Source organism: Larkinella punicea (assembly GCF_003334855.1).
In the GTDB taxonomy this organism is placed as follows: domain Bacteria; phylum Bacteroidota; class Bacteroidia; order Cytophagales; family Spirosomataceae; genus Larkinella; species Larkinella punicea.
Map to the genome: position 1 here is coordinate 33658 of NZ_QOWE01000024.1, position 19934 is coordinate 53591.

The 19934-nt window shown below is 54.5% G+C and carries 13 protein-coding genes; 10 read left to right on the forward strand and 3 right to left on the reverse strand.

Annotated features, from left to right (window positions below):
* Positions 1–92: 92 nt before the first annotated feature.
* Both DUE52_RS24805 and DUE52_RS24810 read left to right on the forward strand, forming a co-directional pair.
* A complete protein-coding gene (locus DUE52_RS24805) occupies positions 93–3692 on the forward strand; it encodes a SusC/RagA family TonB-linked outer membrane protein (protein ID WP_165841026.1) in 3600 nt (1199 codons plus the stop codon).
* Between the two features lie 12 nt (positions 3693–3704).
* On the forward strand, positions 3705–5378 hold the full coding sequence (locus DUE52_RS24810; RefSeq protein ID WP_133299941.1) for a SusD/RagB family nutrient-binding outer membrane lipoprotein: 1674 nt from the start codon (positions 3705–3707) through the stop codon (positions 5376–5378).
* A 218-nt stretch (positions 5379–5596) separates the two neighbouring features.
* On the opposite strand, the gene ppsA is transcribed toward DUE52_RS24810, so the two are convergent.
* Positions 5597–7993, reverse strand: a complete 2397-nt coding sequence (gene ppsA / locus DUE52_RS24815) for a phosphoenolpyruvate synthase (protein ID WP_114408774.1) — start codon at positions 7991–7993, stop codon at positions 5597–5599.
* 382 nt (positions 7994–8375) lie between these two features.
* Here ppsA and DUE52_RS24820 point away from each other — a divergent pair, with 382 nt between their 5' ends.
* From DUE52_RS24820 to DUE52_RS24840, 5 genes are all read left to right on the forward strand, one after another.
* Positions 8376–9476: a hybrid sensor histidine kinase/response regulator gene (locus DUE52_RS24820; RefSeq protein ID WP_114408775.1), complete on the forward strand. Its 1101-nt coding sequence runs from the start codon at positions 8376–8378 to the stop codon at positions 9474–9476.
* Between the two features lie 96 nt (positions 9477–9572).
* Complete coding sequence (locus DUE52_RS24825) at positions 9573–10400, forward strand: universal stress protein (protein ID WP_114408862.1); 828 nt, start codon at positions 9573–9575, stop codon at positions 10398–10400.
* A 24-nt stretch (positions 10401–10424) separates the two neighbouring features.
* On the forward strand, positions 10425–11180 hold the full coding sequence (locus tag DUE52_RS24830; protein ID WP_114408776.1) for an SDR family NAD(P)-dependent oxidoreductase: 756 nt from the start codon (positions 10425–10427) through the stop codon (positions 11178–11180).
* A 92-nt stretch (positions 11181–11272) separates the two neighbouring features.
* Positions 11273–12217 carry a 1-phosphofructokinase family hexose kinase gene (locus DUE52_RS24835; RefSeq protein WP_114408777.1) on the forward strand — a complete coding sequence of 315 codons (945 nt, stop codon included), beginning with the start codon at positions 11273–11275 and terminating at the stop codon, positions 12215–12217.
* A gap of 125 nt (positions 12218–12342) precedes the next feature.
* Positions 12343–14055 (forward strand): Ig-like domain-containing protein, encoded by a 1713-nt coding sequence (locus DUE52_RS24840; protein ID WP_133299942.1) that lies wholly within the window; start codon positions 12343–12345, stop codon positions 14053–14055.
* A 10-nt stretch (positions 14056–14065) separates the two neighbouring features.
* On the opposite strand, the gene DUE52_RS24845 is transcribed toward DUE52_RS24840, so the two are convergent.
* Positions 14066–14455: a thioredoxin family protein gene (locus DUE52_RS24845; RefSeq protein ID WP_229312295.1), complete on the reverse strand. Its 390-nt coding sequence runs from the start codon at positions 14453–14455 to the stop codon at positions 14066–14068.
* A gap of 250 nt (positions 14456–14705) precedes the next feature.
* Here DUE52_RS24845 and DUE52_RS24850 point away from each other — a divergent pair, with 250 nt between their 5' ends.
* Together DUE52_RS24850 and DUE52_RS24855 are read left to right on the forward strand one after the other, a co-directional pair.
* Positions 14706–16322: a sensor histidine kinase gene (locus DUE52_RS24850; protein WP_114408779.1), complete on the forward strand. Its 1617-nt coding sequence runs from the start codon at positions 14706–14708 to the stop codon at positions 16320–16322.
* On the forward strand, positions 16300–17346 hold the full coding sequence (locus DUE52_RS24855) for a response regulator (protein WP_114408780.1): 1047 nt from the start codon (positions 16300–16302) through the stop codon (positions 17344–17346). The genes DUE52_RS24850 and DUE52_RS24855 overlap by 23 nt, the downstream gene beginning before the upstream one ends.
* 107 nt (positions 17347–17453) lie before the next feature.
* Here the strand turns inward: DUE52_RS24855 and DUE52_RS24860 are convergent, their stop codons facing one another.
* The gene (locus DUE52_RS24860) at positions 17454–18110 is read right to left on the reverse strand and encodes a DUF3267 domain-containing protein (RefSeq protein WP_114408781.1); all 657 of its coding nucleotides are present in this window, start codon (positions 18108–18110) and stop codon (positions 17454–17456) included.
* A 139-nt stretch (positions 18111–18249) separates the two neighbouring features.
* Here DUE52_RS24860 and DUE52_RS24865 point away from each other — a divergent pair, with 139 nt between their 5' ends.
* The gene (locus DUE52_RS24865) at positions 18250–19932 is read left to right on the forward strand and encodes a M1 family metallopeptidase (protein WP_114408782.1); all 1683 of its coding nucleotides are present in this window, start codon (positions 18250–18252) and stop codon (positions 19930–19932) included.
* Positions 19933–19934 lie beyond the last annotated feature (2 nt).

The following is a 19934-nucleotide window of genomic DNA, read 5'->3' on the forward strand; positions in this document are numbered from 1 at the left end:
AACAGCGGTCTTTTGCCCCATTAGCACGTGTTGTAAAAACAGTTAAAAATATGAACCAAACCCAGCGTTTCAAAACCCTATGGCGCACTACTATGAAACTATCGGTACTCCAGCTCTGTATCGCCCTTGTTTTTTCCAGCCTTTCTTTTGCCGGCGCCGACGCGCGTGGACAAGAAATCCTTGAGAAAAGAATAAGCCTTCAAATGGAGGGCATGACCTTGAAAAAGGTGCTTTTAGCGCTCGAAACCCGGTCGGACGCCCGTTTTGTGTACAACCCCGGCGAAATTCAGTCGTCTCTGGAAGTGAACATCTCTGCCCGTCACGAGCGGTTGAGTGATGTGCTGACCAAACTGCTTAGCCCTTTGCAGACCGGGTATGAGGTGAAAGGAAAACAAATCCTGCTTTTCAAAAAGATCAGCAACGCACCCCATGAATCAGGGGCAGTGACCATCCCGGTGTCCGAAGCGCGTACAGCACCGGCAAAAACGGTGACAGGCGTTGTTACTTCCAGTGGAGACAAGGCGGGAATACCGGGCGTGAACGTCATCCTGAAAGGGTCACAGTCCGGAACAACCACCGATGCTACGGGTAGGTTTTCCCTGGACGTCACCGGCGAGGCCGCCGTGTTGATCTTTTCCTATATCGGCTACCAGACACAGGAGGTTGCGGTCAGTAATCGCAGCGTGATTGACGTGGTGATGGTCGAAAGTGTCAACACCCTACAGGAAGCTGTCGTGACGGCCCTCGGTATCAAGCGCGATAAAAGGTCGCTCGGATACTCCGTGGGCACGATTGAAGGAACGTCCATTACGCAAACCCCTCAGAATAACGTGTTGAACGCCATGGCCGGCAAGATCGCCGGTGTCCAGATTTCGCAGATGGGCGGGGGCGTTGGGTCTTCGGTGAGCATGATCATCCGCGGTGCCAACTCGCTGAATGGCGACAACCAGCCGCTTTTTGTCATCGACGGGGTACCGGTGGCCAACAAGCTTTCCAACGGTTTTGCCGGCGCTGACATGGGTAATCCCATTTCCGATATCAACCCGAACGACATTGCCAATGTGTCGATCCTGAAAGGACCCAGTGCCGCAGCCCTATATGGTTCACGAGCCGGCAACGGAGTGGTTCTGATCACGACAAAATCCGGCACGGGTGGTAAAAAGGGGATTGGTGTGTCTCTGAACACCTCGGTGGTGGCGGATGTGCCTTTGCAGTATGTGGCGGTTCAAAACAAATTTGGATCGGGCAAAACGGGTGCGCACATTCTGGAGGAGCCGGAAAATGAAAGCTGGGGAGCCGCACTTGACAAAGGGGAACAGTGGGCGTTGTGGAACAGCAACGGACAAAAAGTGCCCCTGGTTTCTTATCCCAACCGTTTCAGGGATTTTTTCCAAACCGGCATCACCAACACGAACAACGTTTCGGTCAATGGTAACTACGAAAAAGGAAATTTCAGGCTGTCGCTCGGGAATATGAAGAATACCGGCATCATCCCGAACACGGATCTGTCCCGCCTGACGATCGCCCTGAATACCACCTATAACCTGACCGACAAGCTGCGGGCTTCGGTGAATGTGAACCTCACCGAGTCGGGTTCCGACAACCGGCCGATCATCGATCAAAGCCGCAATGACGTCGTACGGAGCGTATACGAGACCGGCTCCCAGGTAAACATCAATGACCTGCGCGACTACTGGCTTCCCGGCCAGGAAGGCATTGCGCAGCGGAAGTACAAAGACAAACAAAATAACCCTTTCTACCTGGTGTACGAAAATCCCACCGGCTTTAAACGTGACCGGGTTGTGAGCAAGATCCAACTCGACTACGACATCACGAAGGAGTTCTCGATCATCGGCCGGTACTCGCGTGACTCGTATACCGAGATTCTGGAAGCGAAAAAGGCCTACAACAACTTCGAGGCTGTGAATGGAGCCTACCAGGTTTCAAACAACTACAACAAGGAAACCAACCTGGATCTGATCCTGAGCTACAAGAAAAACATTGGCGAAGCCTGGAGCCTGAACGCACTGGCCGGGTTAAACCGGCTGGAGCAATATGGACGGAGCCTGGCGACCTCGGCAACCGCCCTGGTGGTGCCCGGGGTTTACAACATCTCCAATGGCGCGCCGGGAGCGGTTTCCTACAACAGCCTGCTGAACCGGAAGAAACTTTACGGCGTGTATGGATCGGCCTCCATTGGGTTCAAAGATAGGGTCTACCTCGATCTGACCGCGCGTAACGACTGGACCAGCACCCTGCCGAAAGGGAACAATTCCTATTTTTATCCATCCGCTTCGCTGAGCGTTATCGCTTCGGAAATGTTCACCATGCCGCGTTGGGTAAGTTTTGCCAAAGTACGGGCGGGCTACGCGCAGGTGGGTAACGATGTAGCCCCTTACGCTTACAGCCGTATCTACCAGACCGCCCTCGACTGGGGCGCTGCCAAGAGCATGTATATGGGTGGAACGCTTACCAACCCGGATCTGAAACCTGAGATCGCCACTTCCGGCGAAATCGGTGTAGACCTGAAGTTTCTGAACAACCGCCTGGGATTGGATGCAACCTTCTATCAGCGAGGGAATAAAAACCAGGTACTGTCGATCGTGACACCGATTGAATCCGGTGCGAACACCAAGCAGATCAATGCCGGACTGGTGGAAAGCAAAGGCTTTGAACTGGCCCTTTACACGACCCCGATCAAAACCGAGAACTTTACCTGGGACATGAATTTTACATTGACCCGCAACCGCACCTACATCACCAGACTGGCGGACGGGATCAAGTACTTCTCTTTTGCGTCTTACTCAGGGGCTGAAGTTCGGACCTACGAAGGAGACCAGTTGGGTGATATCTATGCCGCACCGATCCTGCGGGTGAAAGATACCAATTCCCCGTACTACGGCTACCCGATCGTGACCAATGGAGGACTTTACCAGACTGATAACGATGTGAACAACCTGAAAAAGATCGGAAACTTTAACCACAAGTTCCTGATGGGCGTTCAGCCGTCGATCACCTACAAAAATATAACGTTGTTCGCCAATGTCGACTGGCGCCTGGGCGGGTCATTCTACTCCAATACGATGATGTTCCTGGGCAACAATGGACAGTTGGAAAAGACCCTGACGGGTGAAAGCTACGATCCGAACCGCAGCCTGGCCGAGCAGATCAAGGAAAATCCGGATAAATACCTGGGAAGCTGGGTGGGTGGCCGCAATGCCGAATACCACGGGTTTGCCTGGCCGGAAGGCAGTGTGGAAGCAAGCCGAAGGGTGCAGGATGCCAGCCTTAATCCCGGCGTACTGGCCACCAAAGATGCCAACGGCAATACGGTTTATACCGAAAACCTGGGAGGCCCGGGTAGCAAATGGCTCGATCCTTTCAGTGCCTACCGCTACGCCAACCGTCCGTTTGCCGAAAAGAACATGTACAGTGCCACCTACGTGAAAGTGCGGGAAGTTTCGATTACCTACCGCCTGCCCAAAGCGTTTGTCAATCGGCTGCATTTGCAGAATGCATCGGTGGGGTTCGTCGCCAACAACATCTTCATGTGGACGGCAGCGGGCATTAAGGGACTTGATCCCGAACGGGCTTTCAGACCCAACGGTGTGGGCTGGACGCAGGGGGTGGAGTATTACAACGTATTGCCTTTCACGGGTTCGTTCGGGGCTAAATTGAACGTGGACTTTTAATTGGAAGTGAACATGAAAACGATAAAAGCATTGAGAATTCCCCTACTGGCGATAATGGGTCTATGGCTATCCGCCTGTGAGGATCTTACCGAGGTTAACAAAAACCCCAACAGTCCTGAAAATGTGTCGTCGAATTACGTCCTCACCTATTCACTGGTCAATAGTGGAAAGCTCGTCTTTGGTCTGGGTAAGAACAGTTCCAAAATCGCAGCTACCATGCAGTACATGCAGGCGGGAACAAACGAAGGGGCTGCCGAAACGAACCAGTATGCGTGGGGTCAGGAAGGCTGGGGCAGCTACTACGATATCCTGCGGAACGTGCAGATCATTTATGACAATGGCGTGCGGGATGACAACAAACTGTTCCAGGGTATCGGGCTGACCATGAAAGCCATGCTCTTCGGGTTGCTGACCGACCTCTATGGCGACATCCCGTACAGCGAGGCACTGAAGGCCAGCACCGGAGCGTTTTTTCCAAAATATGACAAACAAGCCGATGTCTACAAGGGCATTTTGACTGACCTGAAACAAGCCAACGAGCTGCTTCAAAACCTGACGCCCAAGGATGTGGTGAGCGCAACTTCCGATGTAATGTACAAGGGAGATGCCGCGAAGTGGAGAAAGTTTGCCAATTCGTTGCGTCTGCGTTACGCCCTTCGCCTGGCGGATAAAAAGGCGGAAATGGCGGCATTGGGTATCAATCTTGAAACCGAGTTTAAGGAGGCTGCCGCCGGAGCATTCACCAGCAAGGCTGACGATGCAACCCTTGCTTTTCTGGGTACCAACTCCGACAACACCCAACCCGGTGGCCCGCTGGCATCGGCTACCTTCAACTGGCTGACAAAACCGGCAAAACCACTCGTCGACAAGTTGCTTCAACTGAAAGATCCGAGGTTGCAGCGCTGGGCCAATCCGGTGCGGAGAAAATGGGATGCCAACGTGACCCAGGTAACCACCAGAACGGTCACGAACCTCTTCGGCGAAACATATTCCGTCGTCTATGTGCCGAGTGTGGCCTCCAGTGCCGATACCAACCTGTATGTGGGTTTGCCCGTCGGTCTTCCCATTACGCAGGGAATCGTCTACAACAAAGGAAATGACGTGTCGGTGTATCCCAACGAACAGAATCCCTACATTTCGTTCATCCATGACCGATACCGTAAAAACACCGACCCCTACGTGGCGATGAATTTTATGAATTACCCCGAGGTTGAGTTTATTCTGGCTGAAGCGGCCTTATTGGGCGGTTTTGGCGCCACTGACGCGGAAGGTCACTATAAAAAAGCCGTCCAGGCGTCGATGGACAAAGAAGGGGCGCTGGCGGCCACCTCATTCAACTTTGAAACGTATTATGCGCAACCCGGAGTAAGCTACGCCAGCGCCGGCAACAAGCAGGAACGGATTCTGGAGCAAAAATGGATCTCGTCCTGGTTCAGCGTCCAATCCTGGTTCGACTGGCGACGGACGGGCTACCCCGCACTGAAAACCGGTCCGGTAGCACAGTTCGGCCCGGCACTGCCGATCCGTTACATGTACCCTACGCCCAACCTGGATCCCAAATACATCGCAAATTACACGGATGCCGTAAGCCGGTTGGGCAATACCAACTTTATTCCGGCCGGCCAAAGTAAGGATCACCATTATGCCAAGATGTGGCTCATACAAGGTACAAACAAACCGTATTAAACAGATGAGCCCGGTCTGCGTCCAGACCGGGCTCATCTGTTTAATACGTAGCCTGCCTGGTTCGCCAGGAGAGCGCATGCCATGCAACCTCAAATTGCAGGCAATAGTGTAATTGATCGATTCAAAACCTTCTCTAAAAGTATCCCGCCAGCTTCCACTTTTACATTCAATGTTCATCATTTGAAATTTTACATCCGCCTTTTTTAAGCCTCTTTCCGTTACAACGCATCGAGTGCCAGCATGATTTCGGCTTCATGAATGGTGGTGAGTCCGCGCAGAAAAGCGTCGGGCGTGAGCGAAATGCTGTCGATGCCTTCTTCGGTCAGGAAACGCGCAAAAGCCGGATTGTCGCTGGGGCCTTGTCCACAGATGCCCACAGGGCGGGCGGCATGGTGGGCCTTCCGGATGAGCATGGCAATCAACGTCTGCACTGTGGGGTTGTTTTCGTCAAAAAGCCCCTGCACGGTCGAGGAATCCCGGTCGACACCCAGCGCCAGTTGGGTCAGGTCGTTGGAACCAATCGAAAAACCGTCGAAGAGTTCGGCGAATGCTTCCGCCTGGATGATGTTGCTGGGGATTTCGGCCATCACATACACCTCCAGCCCGTTTTCGTGCCGCGCCAAACCGTATTCATCCATCACCTGAAGCACCCGCTTGCCTTCTTCCACCGTCCGGCAGAATGGAATCATCAGTTTGACATTGGTGAACCCCATCTGGTTGCGCACCCGGCGCATGGCGTCACATTCGAGCCGGAACCCGTCGCGGTACCGCGGATCGTAGTAGCGACTCGCCCCGCGCCAGCCCAGCATCGGATTTTCTTCTTTGGGCTCGAAATCACGACCACCCAGCAGGTTGGCATATTCGTTGGTTTTGAAATCGCTCATGCGAACGATCACCGGCCGGGGGTAAAAACTGGCAGCTACCAGCGCGACGGACTGGGCCAGTTTATCCACAAAAAATTCTTTCTTATCGGTGTAATGGTGGGTGAGCTGCGTAATTTCCTGTCTCACGGTTTCATCCGTCAGTTGGTCGAAACGCGCCAGCGCCATCGGGTGAATGCCAATGGCATTGGTGATGATGAATTCCAGCCGCATGAGCCCCACGCCCTGACTGGGGAGTTGCGACAGCCGCAGGGCCTGAGAAGGGTCGCCCAAAATCAGGTTGCACTGGGTGCGGGGTTTGGGCAGTTCCGTCAGATCGATGGTTTCCTGCGTAAAGGGCAGCGCGCCTTCATACACAAAACCGTCCTGGGCGTCGACGCAGGAAACCGTGATGGTAGCTCCGTCCGCAATGACCTGCGTGCCGTTGTTGGTGCCGACCACCGCCAGCGCGCCCACTTCGCGGGCCACAATGGCCGCGTGGCTCGTCCGGCCACCCCGGTTGGTAATAATGGCTGACACTTTTTTGAGAATCGGGTCCCAGTCGGGCGTGGTGATGTCAGTAACCAGAATGTCTGACGCGCCGATGGTGGCCGGCACATCTTTGGGCGACGCCACCACCCGGGCGGTTCCCGTAACGATCCGGTGGCCGATGCCTTTTCCCTGCGTCAGAGTTTTGCCCGGCGCCTGCAGGCGGTATTCGGTCAGTTGCAGCGTCGATGATCCGAAGGCGGTAATGGGCCGGGCCTGCACAATGTATAGTTGCTGGTCGATGCCGTCCTTGGCCCACTCGATGTCCATCGGTTTGCGATAATGCTCCTCAATGATCAGCGACCAACTGGCGAGCTGGTTTACCTCGGTATCCGTCAGGACGAAGGCATCCCGGCGTTCCGGGGGCGTATCGGTATTGACAGTCGGCTGACTGGCTTCGGGCGAATCGGCATACACCATCGTGACCGATTTTTCGCCCACTTTCCGGCTGACGATGGCGTTGGGTCGTTTGGCAATGGACGGTTTGAAGACGTAAAATTCATCGGGGTTGACATTGCCCAGCACCACGTTTTCGCCCAATCCCCAGCTTCCTGTAATCAGCATCAGGTTTTCATGGCTGGTGTCAGGGTCTACCGTAAAACAGACGCCGGCCGATGCCTGATCGGAGCGCACCATTTTCTGAACGCCCACGGAAAGTGCCACTTTCAGGTGATCGAAACCATTGTCATGCCGGTATTTGATGGCCCGGTCCGTAAACAGGGACGCGTAGCAGGCCTGGCAGGCTTGCAGCAACTGCTCTTCGGTCTGAATATTAAGGAACGATTCGTGCTGGCCGGCAAAACTGGCCGTAACCAGATCTTCGGCGGTGGCGCTGCTGCGAACGGCTACCTGAATCGGGTTCGGAAAATGGTGCTTCAGGTCGATGAACGCTTTGCTGATGGCTTCGGCAAGAACCGGCGGAAAATCGGCTTTCCGGATCAGGCTCCGGATCTGGTGGCCGATGTCGTGAAGGTTGGAAAACGTCCGGGTGTCCAGTTCGCCGACCAACGCCTGAATGGGCATCCGCAATTCATTGTGATGCAGGAATTCGTAGTAGGCATCGGTGGTGAGGGCAAAACCGTCGGGAATCCGGACGCCGTAAAACCGCAGTCCGTTAAACATTTCGCCGAGCGAGGCATTTTTGCCGCCCACTTTGGCAATCATTCCGTTGTTGATCTGGCTGAAAGGAAGTACCCAGGTGTTCATGTCCGTTCAAGGGTTTAAGATGCGGATGCAAACTAGCGGACGAACCTCCTTGCCGCTATGACGTTACTCAGGCGGTTTACTGATGCTCATTACCGGCTTGTTGCAGGACGCTGAATGCGGAACTGGAAGCCAGGATAGTCTGGTTTTTCATCGGAGAAAAGAGGTGCTGTTTTATGATTTACGAAAGCTATGTTACTGATTTTTGTCATACTGTTACATAGATCAGGTCATGTAAACGGGACTTCATGCGACGTAGTTTTGTTCAATAAATCCACCCATATTCTTTATTAAGTTTCTGATTTTCAACTTTATTTAGCTTTCCAAATCGAACCGTTTATTCTCTGTCGTCCGTACAGGATGGTTCTCTGTTTTACCCTATTTTATGTCGACACAAATATTGATTATTGAGGACGAGGAACAAATTCGTGAAAATGTGGCCGAGTGGCTGCGGCTGAATGGGTTTGAGGTAGAAACCGCTCCAGACGGAAAACAGGGCGTTACCCAGGCCATTCTGGAACGACCGGATCTGATCCTCTGCGATGTTCTGATGCCGCACATGGATGGGTATCAGGTGCTGGAAACCATCCGCAGCAATCGTTCTCTGACCACGGTTCCCTTCATGTTTTTGACGGCCAAAACCGATCTGAAAGATGTGCGCCGGGGAATGTCGCTGGGAGCCGATGATTACCTGACCAAACCGTTTACGGGCGAAAGCCTGCTCCTGGCTGTCGAAAACCGCCTGCAACGGGAGGCCCTGCGAAAAGCCAGCCTGCAGGCTCAACTGGCCGAACAGCACCTCAAGATGGCCCAGACGGCCGGCCACGAATACAACACCACCCTCAACGGGATTATCGGGATGTCGACCCTGCTGGCGAATCACCTGGACGAGTTCGATGATGAGGACACGGTGTCGATGCTGGAGACGATCCGGGTGTGCGGACTGCGGCTCAAACGGTCGCTGGACAATGTTCACCGGATGGGCGTCCTGCTGCACCTCGATCCTTCGCAGAAGTCCTACGCCTTTTTCACGAGTGGCACCACCACCCTTCGGCCGGAACGGGTGAAAGAGCAAATTCGGCTGGTGGAAAACCGGCAGGAGCAACAAGTTAGCTGGCGGGTCGATGTGGAAGAAGCGACACTACAAATTTCGGAGGAAAACCTGACCCTTATTGTAGACGAACTGATCGATAATGCCATCAAGTTTTCGGATCAGACCGGCATCGTTGTCACAGGGTATTTGGAAGGTGAAGAATACCGGCTTACGGTGGGCAACAAAGGACGGACGTTTAAACCGGAGCACGTCGCCCAGATTGCACCCTATACGCAGTTTGACCGGCAGGAGTTTGAGCAGCAGGGCTTTGGGCTGGGGCTGGCGATTGTAAAAAAGCTGGTTGAACTGAACCACGGTTCCTTATCCATCGGCTGTTACCCCGATGGCTGGACGAAAGCGATGGTGTGGCTGCCCGGCCAATCCGTCAACTGAACCAGTGACTTTTCTCAACAAACCGGGTGCGTTCCGTCATGGGAAGAGCGTCTGTTTTCAACGTGCTTTGAGCTATCAAACTAACGGATGTTCACGATGAAAACAATACTGGTTCCCACGGATTTAAGCCCCATGACCTCTTATGCACTGGACGTAGCCGTGGGCCTGGCCCGAACCTACCGGGCCGAAATTATCCTCCTGCATACCGTTCTCTACCAACTGATTCCGCAGCCCGCCATAGACTACACCCCGGAACTGTCGCTGATGGTTACGGAGAACTACGGCGAAGCCCGGAAAGAAGCCGAAGAAGCCCTGGAGAAGCTGGCGGCCAATCCGAAATACGCGGATGTTACCATCAAAACGAAACTGGGCAGCAGCCTCGATGGCTTAATTCGGAACATTACCGAACAACCGGCCGATCTGATCGTTTTAGCTTCCAAAGGGGCCACCGGTTTGACGGAGTGGCTGGAGGGCTCGAACGCCGAGTTGATTGTCCGGCACGCCAACTGCCCGGTGTTGGTAGTCAAACACCCCATCGAACACTTTCAGCCTCAGAACATTGTCTGCGCCATCGATGTGGATGACAAGCTGAAGCAACGTCATCCGTATCCGTTTCAGCTAACGGATCAGGGCCTTCGTCAGTTTGTCTATGTGCTGACGCCCACCGACGGCCGGCAACCCGAGGGCATCCGGGAATGGATGGACGAATACGCATTGAGCAAAGGCATCGATCATTTTAAATTTCAGATATGGCCGTACCGGTCCATTCCGGAGGGCATTCTGGATTATGCCACGGACGTAAAAGCCGATCTGATCGTGCTCTACACCCACGGCTATACCGGCATTCGCCACTGGATTCAGGGCAGCGTGGCCGAAGATGTGCTGAATCATGCCGACATACCGGTTTTGATCATGCGCGCTTAAGGATACTTTTTAATTAAATTTAGCATGGAAAAGGACTTACAAGGTAAAGTGGCGCTGGTAACCGGGGCCGCTTCGGGCATTGGCCAGGCGATTGCGGTTTTGTATAGCCAGCACGGTGCCAGTGTGATGGTGTCGGACGTCAACGAAACACTGGGGCAGAAAGTGGTTGACCAGATTACCGCCGATGGGGGTGTTGCCCGGTTTTTCAAGGCCGATGTCGGCGATCCGGCGCAGTGTGAAGCACTCGTCTCGGAAACCGTCTCTGCGTTTGGCGGGCTGGATATGGCCTGCAACAATGCGGGCATCGGCGGAGAACTGAACCTGACGGCGGATTATTCGTTGGAAGGCTGGCAGAAAATCATCAACGTCAACCTCAACAGCGTTTTCTATTGTTTGAAATACGAACTGGAAGCGATGCTGAAACAGAACAAAACCGGGTCCATCGTCAACATGGCCTCCATTCTGGGGCAGGTCGGAACGGCGCAGTCGCCGGGCTACGTAGCGGCCAAACACGGGGTGGTGGGCCTGACCCAAACGGCCGCCATTGAGTATGCCGCCCGCGGAATCCGGATCAATTCGGTTGGCCCGGCCTACATCGATACGCCTTTGCTGGGTGTGTTGCCGCCGGAAGTCAAAACGATGCTGGTCGACCTGCACCCCATCGGACGGCTGGGCCGGTCGGAGGAAGTGGCCGAACTGGTGATCTGGCTGTCGTCAGACAAAGCCTCGTTCGTAACGGGATCGTATTATCCGATCGACGGCGGTTATCTGGCGCGGTAATTCAGCAATACATCGTACCTTACGCAACCCGTTTCGGAGATCGCCGGATAGTCCGGTAATCTTCGAAACGGGTTGCTTTTCCATTTAAAAGGATGATTCTCACACTTACTTTGAATCCCGCCGTGGATGCCAGCACCACCATCGACCGCCTGGTGCCCGAACACAAACTGCGCTGTGAAACCGCCCGCTACGATCCCGGCGGGGGCGGCATCAACGTCTCCAAAGCCCTGCTTCGGCTGGGTGCAAAATCCCGGGCGGTTTTTCCGGCGGGTGGTGCCACGGGTCAATGGCTGGAACAACTGGTGGCCGAACAGGGGATTGATTACCGGGCGATTCCGATGGCGGGCTGGACCCGGCAAAGTTTTGTCGTTCTGGAGACGTCGACCGGACAACAGTTCCGGTTTGGCTTACCGGGTCCCACCTGGTCGGCGGCTGAGGGCGAACAGATGCTGAACAGCTTGCGCGATTTTTCCGAACCGATCGACTATCTGGTGGTCAGTGGCAGTTTGCCGCCCGGTTTGCCACCGGACTATTACGCAGCCATTGCCCAACTGGCGAAGGAGCGGGACATCCGGCTGGTTCTCGACACCTCCGGCGAACCCTTAAAACGGGCGATTCGGGAAGGGGCCTTTTTGCTGAAACCCAATCTGGGCGAACTGGCCTCCCTAGTCGGCGTTGAGAAACTGGAACTGGAGGAAGTGGAAGAAGCCGCCCGGTCGGTGATTCAACAGGGTGGGTGCGAGATTATGGCCGTCTCACTGGGCCCGGCAGGGGCTTTGCTGGTGACGAAAGAAAACCACAAGGAACACCGGCGCAGGAGCTTCCGGGTTCCGGCGCCAACGGTTAAAAAGCAAACCACCGTCGGCGCGGGGGATAGCATGGTCGGCGGAATGGTTTTCGCGTTATCCCAAGGCCATTCCTACGAAGAAATGCTGCGGCTCGGCGTGGCCTGCGGAACGGCGGCTACGATGAACCCCGGCACCGAGTTGTTCCACAAAGACGATGTAGAGCGGCTGCTAAGATGGATTCGGCAGTGAGTGAACCCTGATCGTTTATTCTCATTTCCGGATGTGACATAAGTCATAGTAAATCAGGGGGTTCGGTTGTTGTTTTGGGAAAAGAAACCGGTGCTCCATTCGCCGGAGCATCGCACCTCCCGACCATGAACCGTTCCCTTCGCTTATTCATTTTCCTCTGCCTGATCGGGCAGGTAGTTATTTTTTCCTGCAAAGAACAGGTCGATCCGGCCCCGGTTTTCTCGGTACGGGTGGTGGCTCCGGGTACGACCGTGACCGTAGGGCAGCCCTTGTCCCTGACGGCTATCCTCAACGACGCGGCTGGCAATCTGCTGACGGGCCGGGTCATTACCTGGACCGTCGACAACCCGGCGCTGGCGACCGTCGATCAAACCGGGTTAGTCAAAACGATTGCCCCCGGAACCGTCCGGATTACGGCTACCAGCGAGGGGAAAAGCAACTTTTTGGTGCTCACCATCAGTAAAATTCCCGTCGCTTCGGTCAGTCTGCCATCGGATTCGTTGGCATTGAACGTGGGTTCGGAAACGCAACTGAAACCCGCGATAAAAGACGCAAATGGCGTAGTTGTAACGGATCGGGTTGTGACCTGGACCAGTTCGGATTCGACCAAAGTGCGGGTTTCGTCAACCGGACGATTGACGGCCCTGGCCGGTGTTTCCGCCTACGTGACCATCACGGCTTCCTGCGAAGGAAAAACCGCCACCGTCGTTGCCGTCGTCAATACCCCCGAAGCGATCGTCAGCACCTTACCCGCCAAACCGCTGGTGTTGCCGCAGGCCACCACCGCGACGATGCTGCTGGAATTGCGGTCCGTCTACGGATTCAGCGGTCCCACCACCCTGGTTTTTAAGAATGTACCGGCCGGCATCACCGTCGAGCCCTTTGCCAACCCGGTGGTAGTTCCGAAAGACGGCGTAGCGAAAGTCATGGTGTCGGTTAGCGCGTCTACCGCCAGCCTGGGCGAAACGTCCTTTTCCATCACGACCAAAACCGGCAGCCAGGAACGGGCTTTTACGCAGAACCTGAACATCGTAACCTACAAACACCGGGTCCGGCTGGTTTACCTGGTTCCTGCCGACCGGGTGGTGAACCCAACGGCGGTGAAAGGCATGGAACGCGCCATTCGACACCTGCAAATCTGGTATCAGCAGCAACTGAGCGGTTTTCAGACGTTTAGCATCAGCTATCCGGTGGTCGAAGTGATCAAAACCGCCCATCCCGCAAGCTGGTATGCAACCACCCCCATCGGCGACAGCCAGCAGTGGTGGTTCTGGTACAATGCTGCCAACGAGGGCATGGCGTTAACCGACGGGCGTTACGACGACCCGGAAACGGTTTGGGTCTATTACATCGACGCCGATCCGGCGGAGGGGCAGGGGGGAGGTGCCGCGGCCGGGAGTGTGGTGGTGCTGTCGGGATACGACGTTCGGGGCGTTTCGGGCGGGCGGGGCTATTACGAAAACGAAAGCATTGGCCGGTATGTCGGTGGGCTGGGGCATGAGATTGGTCATGCGTTTGGACTTCCACACCCCGCGGGCTGCGAATCACCGGGTGTTCCGTGTGATCATACGGCCCTGATGTGGACCGGATACATCACCTATCCCGATACGCATTTGACTTTCTGGGACATTCGAAACGTTTCGAGAAGTCCTTATTTTTATCTTTTAACCCGCACCGTATCGCCCGAAAACTTCGACTGTACGGATTTGAACGCATCCAGCCCCAAAGGCCGGGTGGCTGCAAAAGGCGCACCGAATCTTTCGGTTTCTCCGGCCTCTAAGGCAGGTTCTTTAACTCCCTGTCTACCAGCCCCTGTCAACTACCTGATTAAAAATTGAGCGGTTGCCGTTAGGCCTTGAAGACCTGGGCGCTTGCCGCAACCAGGCGTTCCGACAGCAACGCCGAGAGGTCTTCCTGCGGCATTCCCACCTGCCGCCAGAGTTCGACGCCCCGCTGCACCAGCACGAACGAGGGCGTCTGGGTAATATCGAAGCTTCGGAAAACATCCTGGTGGGCGAGTTCATCTATTTTCAAAACCTGCACCTGGCTGGACAATTGGTGTTGCAGCGAATCGGCCAGGGTTCGTAGCCACGCCTGCTGCATGCGGTCGGTCCGCTCCGAGGGCATGAAGAGGAGCAAAACCGCCAGGCGGGTGGGCGTCTGCACCGGGTATGGATCTTTAAAGTTCATTTGCTTGCGTTGCCACATTCGTTCGTCAACCGGGGTCATTGCCCTCATGGGTACAAATGTGGTAATTTGGTTGACCAAAAAGACTGATGTTGGTTAGGATCAGTCATGATTCTTGGCGGAGGAAGCCCAATTGAAATGCTCCTGCCAAATTGATGATCATTCTTTGAAAAAGTCAACGTATATAGACGATTGTAAGCAGAATGGAGTAACTTGGAAGGTCTATTTAGTAACTTTGTACGTGTATTCGTTCAGCCCGGCTGGTGCCGATGGAGACTTTACCGCAGTATAGCCGTATCCTATGTTAGTCAATCTATACTCTGAGGCCTTAACCAATTTACTTTTTGAAAAAAGTGACGACTTTTTCGGCATTTACGACCTGAGCGAAGAACACTTTGTCCATGTCAACCCGGCGGGTGTTCAGATGCTGGGCTTTGCTTCGGAGCAGGCCTTGCTGGCCGACCCGGTTCGTTCCCGTTCCATCCGGACGCAGCCTGTGCCGGACGAAGACCGCAATCGTCTGATCGAGCAGCTCCTGCGCGATGGGCACTATGAAGAACGAACACCCATTGAGCGGCAAAACGGGCAGATGTTCTGGGGGCATCTCATCATCAGCACTTTTAAGGTATATGACCGGCCCTACGCACTCGTTCAGCTCATCGACCAGGAGCCGTTACACCAGGCCGAGCGCGAGCTGGAAAACAGCGTCCGGCGGTATCAGGGCATCTTTTCCAATGCCACCATTGGCATCATCGTGTGCAACCAGCAGGGTCAGATCGTGTCGGCCAATCAACTGGCGGAACAGTTGTTTGGGTATGCCCCGAATGAACTGATGGCCCTGACCATCGAGCAGTTGGTTCCGCGGAAAGTGAGCAGTTACCACGAAAAACTCCGGCAATCTTTCAACGAAAACCCGCAGGTGCGGGCGATGGGTCACAACCGCGATCTGCACGCCCAGCGGAAAGACGGCTCGGTGTTTCCGGTTGAAATTAGTCTGAGTTACTTCCGGCTGGAAGACGAATTGCACGCCGTTGCCTATATTATTGACATTACGTTTAAGAAAGAAGCCGAGCGGCAATTGCTTTCCCACCGCGACCACATCGAGCGGCTCAATGCCGACCTGGAACACAAAGTGGCCGACCGCACCCAGGCGCTCATGACCACCCTGGAACAACTGGAACACTCAAAAGATGAACTGGCGAAGGCCCTGGCGGTGGAGCGGGAACTGGGTGAGTTGAAATCGCGCTTCGTGTCGATGGCTTCGCACGAGTTTCGGACCCCGCTGACGGTGGTTCTGACCTCGGCCGCGCTGATCGAACGCTACGCCGGTAGTGAACACCAAAGCAACCGGCAGAAACACCTCGACCGCATCCGGGCGTCGGTCAATCACCTGAACGACATCCTCGAAGAGTTTTTGTCCGTCGATAAACTCGAAGAGGGAAAAGTCGTTGCTCACCCTGTTGAAGTGGCGGTTGCCCAACTGGTTGGCGAAACTGTGGCCGATATGCAGAGTCTGTTGAAACCCGGACAAACGATCCAAACCGAGCTGTCGTGCCCAACATCGGTTTGGATTGATCCGTCTCTGTTGCGTAAAATTATGGTGAATCTCCTTTCCAATGCCGTCAAGTATTCGGGGCCGGGATCGACGGTGACCATCCGGGCCTCCTGCACCGACGGGCAGATGAAGCTGGTGGTGGAAGACCAGGGCGTGGGGATTTCCAAAGAAGACCAGGAACACCTTTTCGAGCGGTTTTTCCGGGCTCAAAATGTGACCGATATATCGGGCACCGGGCTCGGTCTGCACATTGTGGGGCGGTATGTGGAGTTGATGGGTGGTCAGGTATCGTTAAAAAGTGAGTTGGATCAGGGCACGTCCGTTACATTATTTATTCCGTATGAAAACCATTCTCTTGATTGAAGACAACGACGCCATTCGCGAAAATACCGCCGAGATTCTGGAATTGGTCGGTTATGCCGTTCAAACGGCCGAAAACGGGAAAGTGGGCGTTGAAAAAGCCCTGGCCGAAAAGCCGGATCTGGTCATCTGCGACATCATGATGCCCGTATTGGATGGGTATGGCGTCCTGCATATTTTCAATAAAAACCCCCAGTTGGCTGGTGTTCCGTTCATTTTCCTGACCGCCAAAACCGAGCGGACGGAGTTCCGCAAAGGCATGGAACTGGGCGCCGATGATTACCTGACCAAACCCTTCGAGGAGTCGGAACTGCTCAGCGCGATTGAAGGGCGGTTAAACCGCTTCCGCAACGTCGGGCCTACCTACAACCTGCAACAGGACGGTCTCGACCAGTTTCTGAACGATGCCCGGCACACGGGCAATCTGGAAAGCCTGTCGGTGGATCGAAAAGCCCATCCGCTGCGCAAAAAGCAGTTTGTCTACACGGAAGGCGATACGCCAACGCGCCTGTATTTTCTGAAATCCGGGAAGGTCAAAACCGTTCGCACCAACACCGACGGGAAAGAATTTATCACCGGACTCTACCAGTCGGGCGACTTTTTCGGGTATCTCGCCCTGCTCGAAAACCGGGATTACGGCGACTCCGCCGTAACGCTGGAGGATTCGGAATTGGTGTACATTCCGAAAGAAGATTTTCAGCAATTGCTCCTGGCGAATTCCACGGTGAGCGGGCAGTTCATTAAAATGCTGGCCGGACACGTCGGCGAGCGCGAAGAGCAGTTGCTGCACATGGCCTACAACTCCATCCGGCGCCGGGTGGCAGACGCGCTCCTGAACCTCTACCGGCAAGATCCGGAAGGCGTTATTCAGCTTTCGCGGGACAACCTGGCGGCCATTGTCGGCACCGCCACCGAAACCCTGATTCGCACCCTGAGCGAGTTCCGGCAGGACGGTTTGCTCGAAATCGCTTCAACGGGCACCATCCGGGTGTTGCAGCCCGAAAAACTGCGCCAGGCAAACTGGTGAAACAAACCACCATCTACCGCCCGGATGAAGAACCGGAAACCCGATCGTTTACCGAAACGCTTTCGGGCGAATCGGTTCTGCCGGGTCTGGAAGTGAACCTTTCGAAGTTACTGTAGGATCGGCGGTTCGTCGGTCTGTTCGTAAAAATACGATCTCCGCTCGTCCAGATCATCGTAGGTAAACATTGTTCGGTGGCGGTTTTTAATGGAGTATCGCACCAGCACGTAGTCGCCGATGCAGGCCAGCGTGTGCATCAGGAGGACAATTCCCCAGATCATGCCCCATGACGGCCAGACGATCCAGGCCAGCACCAAAGCCGTGGTAATGACCAGAAACGGCATGACGGCCACCAGCGCATTTTCCCGGAGCGTCATCACAAACCGCTGCGCGTAGGCATACACAATCAGACTTTTAATGGAATACCCAAAGCCCACCTCGGGCGCACCAAGGGCCTTGAAAACCAGGGCGTGAATGCCTTCGTGAATGGGCAGGAGCAGCAGCAGTCCGGCGAAGGCTGCGGGAATGTGCCACCACGGAACCGAAACAGCGGATTTCGCCAGCAGAAAGCCGAAAATACCGCCAAAGCCTGCCATGATCAGAACAGAAATGGCTGACTTGACGGTTAGCCGGGCCGGTTTCTTTTCTGCGGACGGATTCAGGCCCAGTTCGCGCAGCAGAAACACTTTCATGTCGTCGACGGAGAATGATTCAACGAGGTGAAACCGACTGGCGTCCTGAAAGTCGGCAATGCGGGGTTTGGTCATAACGCTGGAAATACGGAGGGCTTTTTGCTTTCTTAAAGATAAGACGGAATGGGTCGGAATTCATAGCGAACCTTGGGGTACAATACTGGTTGGCGGGCAATAATTTGTTATCATTGTATACAATTTGCAGCTTCTTTACATGAAACAATGGGTAGTGGGCCTGCTGGCCTTTTGGTGCGTATTTCCTCTTTTTGCTCAACAACCGAAGCAACCTTCTGAACCCGAACGGCTTACGCCTGACACCTTTACCCGGCAGGATTCGCTGCGGGGCTCGCTCCGTCCGGAACGTACCTGTTACAATGTCCTTTTTTATGACCTCAATTTATCCGTCGATCCGGCAACGAAAAGCATTGCGGGGAGCAACACCATCCGGTATCGGGTGCGAACGCCCTTCAAACGGATGCAAATTGACTTGTTTGAAAACCTGACCATCGATGCGATTACGCAGGGCGGCCAATCCCTGCGGTATACCCGCGAAGGCAACGCCATTTTTGTGACCATGAAGGCATCACAGGAAAAAGATAACGTCGAAGAAATAAAAATAGCCTACCACGGAAAGCCCCGCGAAGCCGTAAATCCGCCCTGGGATGGCGGTTTTTCCTGGAGCAAAGACAGCACCGGCAACGATTGGGTGGGCGTTTCCTGCGAGGGGCTGGGCGCCAGTTCGTGGTGGCCCTGCAAGGATCACCTGTCCGACGAACCCGAGTCGATGCAGATGACTTTCCGCGTACCCCGGGGCCTGAAAGCCGTCTCGAACGGCAGGCTTCAGGAAGAGCGGGAGGTGGGCGACAACCAGACGGAGTTCGTATGGGCGGTTTCCTATTCCATCAACACCTACAACGTCACCTTCAATCTGGGCGATTACGTCACGATTCAGGAGCAATACCGGAGCCGGGATTATCAGTATCTGGATCTGAACTACCACGTCCTGCGCTACAACGAAGAAAAAGCCAAAAAACACTTCGAGCAGGTGATCGGGATGCTCGATTGTTACGAATGGTATTTCGGGCATTATCCCTACTGGCGCGACGGTTATTCGGTGGTCGAAACGCCGTATTGGGGCATGGAACACCAGAGTGCCATTGGCTACGGAAATAAATACCAGAACAATCCTTTCGGCTTCGATTTCATCCTGATTCACGAAAGTGCGCACGAGTATTTTGGCAACAGCCTGAGTGTCTCGGACCCCGCTGAAATGTGGATTCACGAATCGTTTGCCACCTACATGGAATCGATTTATGTGGAAAACACCCACGGCCCCCCGCAGGCAATCAAGTATTTGATGACGCAAAAACCGCTGATTAAAAACAAATTCCCGCTCATGGGACCGCGGGGTGTCAATTTCCAGCACAAGGATACGGATATTTATTACAAAGGAGCGTGGATGCTGCATTCCATGCGGTGTGTGGTCGACGACGACAATGTCTGGTTTATGGCGCTGCGGAAAGTGGCACTGGAACGAAAACACTCGCTGGTGAACACCAAACAGATCATCGATATTTTGTGCCGCGAAACCGAAAAGGACCTACGCCCCATCTTCGATCAGTTTCTGAACTATGCCGCCCCGCCCGTTCTGGAATACAAGGTGACCGAAAAAGGGGACTTCATCGAAGTGCAGCACCGCTGGATTGCCGATGCCCCCGGTTTCAACATGCCGTTGAAATACCGGTTTGCCTACGGCCCCTGGCACACCCTGTTTACCACGCGGGAATGGCAGACGATGCTCATCCGCCGGTCGCAGGGGTGGTTGAATTTTGCGTATGAATTGCAATATTTCGGTGCCCGGCCCCTGGTCGAAACCGCTCAGAAAACTCAGGAATAATT

Bases quoted from the DNA above. Each gene is read 5' to 3' on its own strand.
- DUE52_RS24805 (WP_165841026.1), top strand. From the start codon at position 93: ATGAAACTATCGGTACTCCAGCTCTGTATCGCCCTTGTTTTTTCCAGC.
- DUE52_RS24845 (WP_229312295.1), bottom strand. From the start codon at position 14,455: ATGAGGGCAATGACCCCGGTTGACGAACGAATGTGGCAACGCAAGCAA.
- DUE52_RS24810 (WP_133299941.1), top strand. From the start codon at position 3,705: ATGAAAACGATAAAAGCATTGAGAATTCCCCTACTGGCGATAATGGGT.
- DUE52_RS24820 (WP_114408775.1), top strand. From the start codon at position 8,376: ATGTCGACACAAATATTGATTATTGAGGACGAGGAACAAATTCGTGAA.
- DUE52_RS24865 (WP_114408782.1), top strand. From the start codon at position 18,250: ATGAAACAATGGGTAGTGGGCCTGCTGGCCTTTTGGTGCGTATTTCCT.
- DUE52_RS24855 (WP_114408780.1), top strand. From the start codon at position 16,300: ATGAAAACCATTCTCTTGATTGAAGACAACGACGCCATTCGCGAAAAT.
- DUE52_RS24830 (WP_114408776.1), top strand. From the start codon at position 10,425: ATGGAAAAGGACTTACAAGGTAAAGTGGCGCTGGTAACCGGGGCCGCT.
- DUE52_RS24825 (WP_114408862.1), top strand. From the start codon at position 9,573: ATGAAAACAATACTGGTTCCCACGGATTTAAGCCCCATGACCTCTTAT.
- DUE52_RS24850 (WP_114408779.1), top strand. From the start codon at position 14,706: ATGTTAGTCAATCTATACTCTGAGGCCTTAACCAATTTACTTTTTGAA.
- ppsA (WP_114408774.1), bottom strand. From the start codon at position 7,993: ATGAACACCTGGGTACTTCCTTTCAGCCAGATCAACAACGGAATGATT.
- DUE52_RS24860 (WP_114408781.1), bottom strand. From the start codon at position 18,110: ATGACCAAACCCCGCATTGCCGACTTTCAGGACGCCAGTCGGTTTCAC.
- DUE52_RS24840 (WP_133299942.1), top strand. From the start codon at position 12,343: ATGAACCGTTCCCTTCGCTTATTCATTTTCCTCTGCCTGATCGGGCAG.
- DUE52_RS24835 (WP_114408777.1), top strand. From the start codon at position 11,273: ATGATTCTCACACTTACTTTGAATCCCGCCGTGGATGCCAGCACCACC.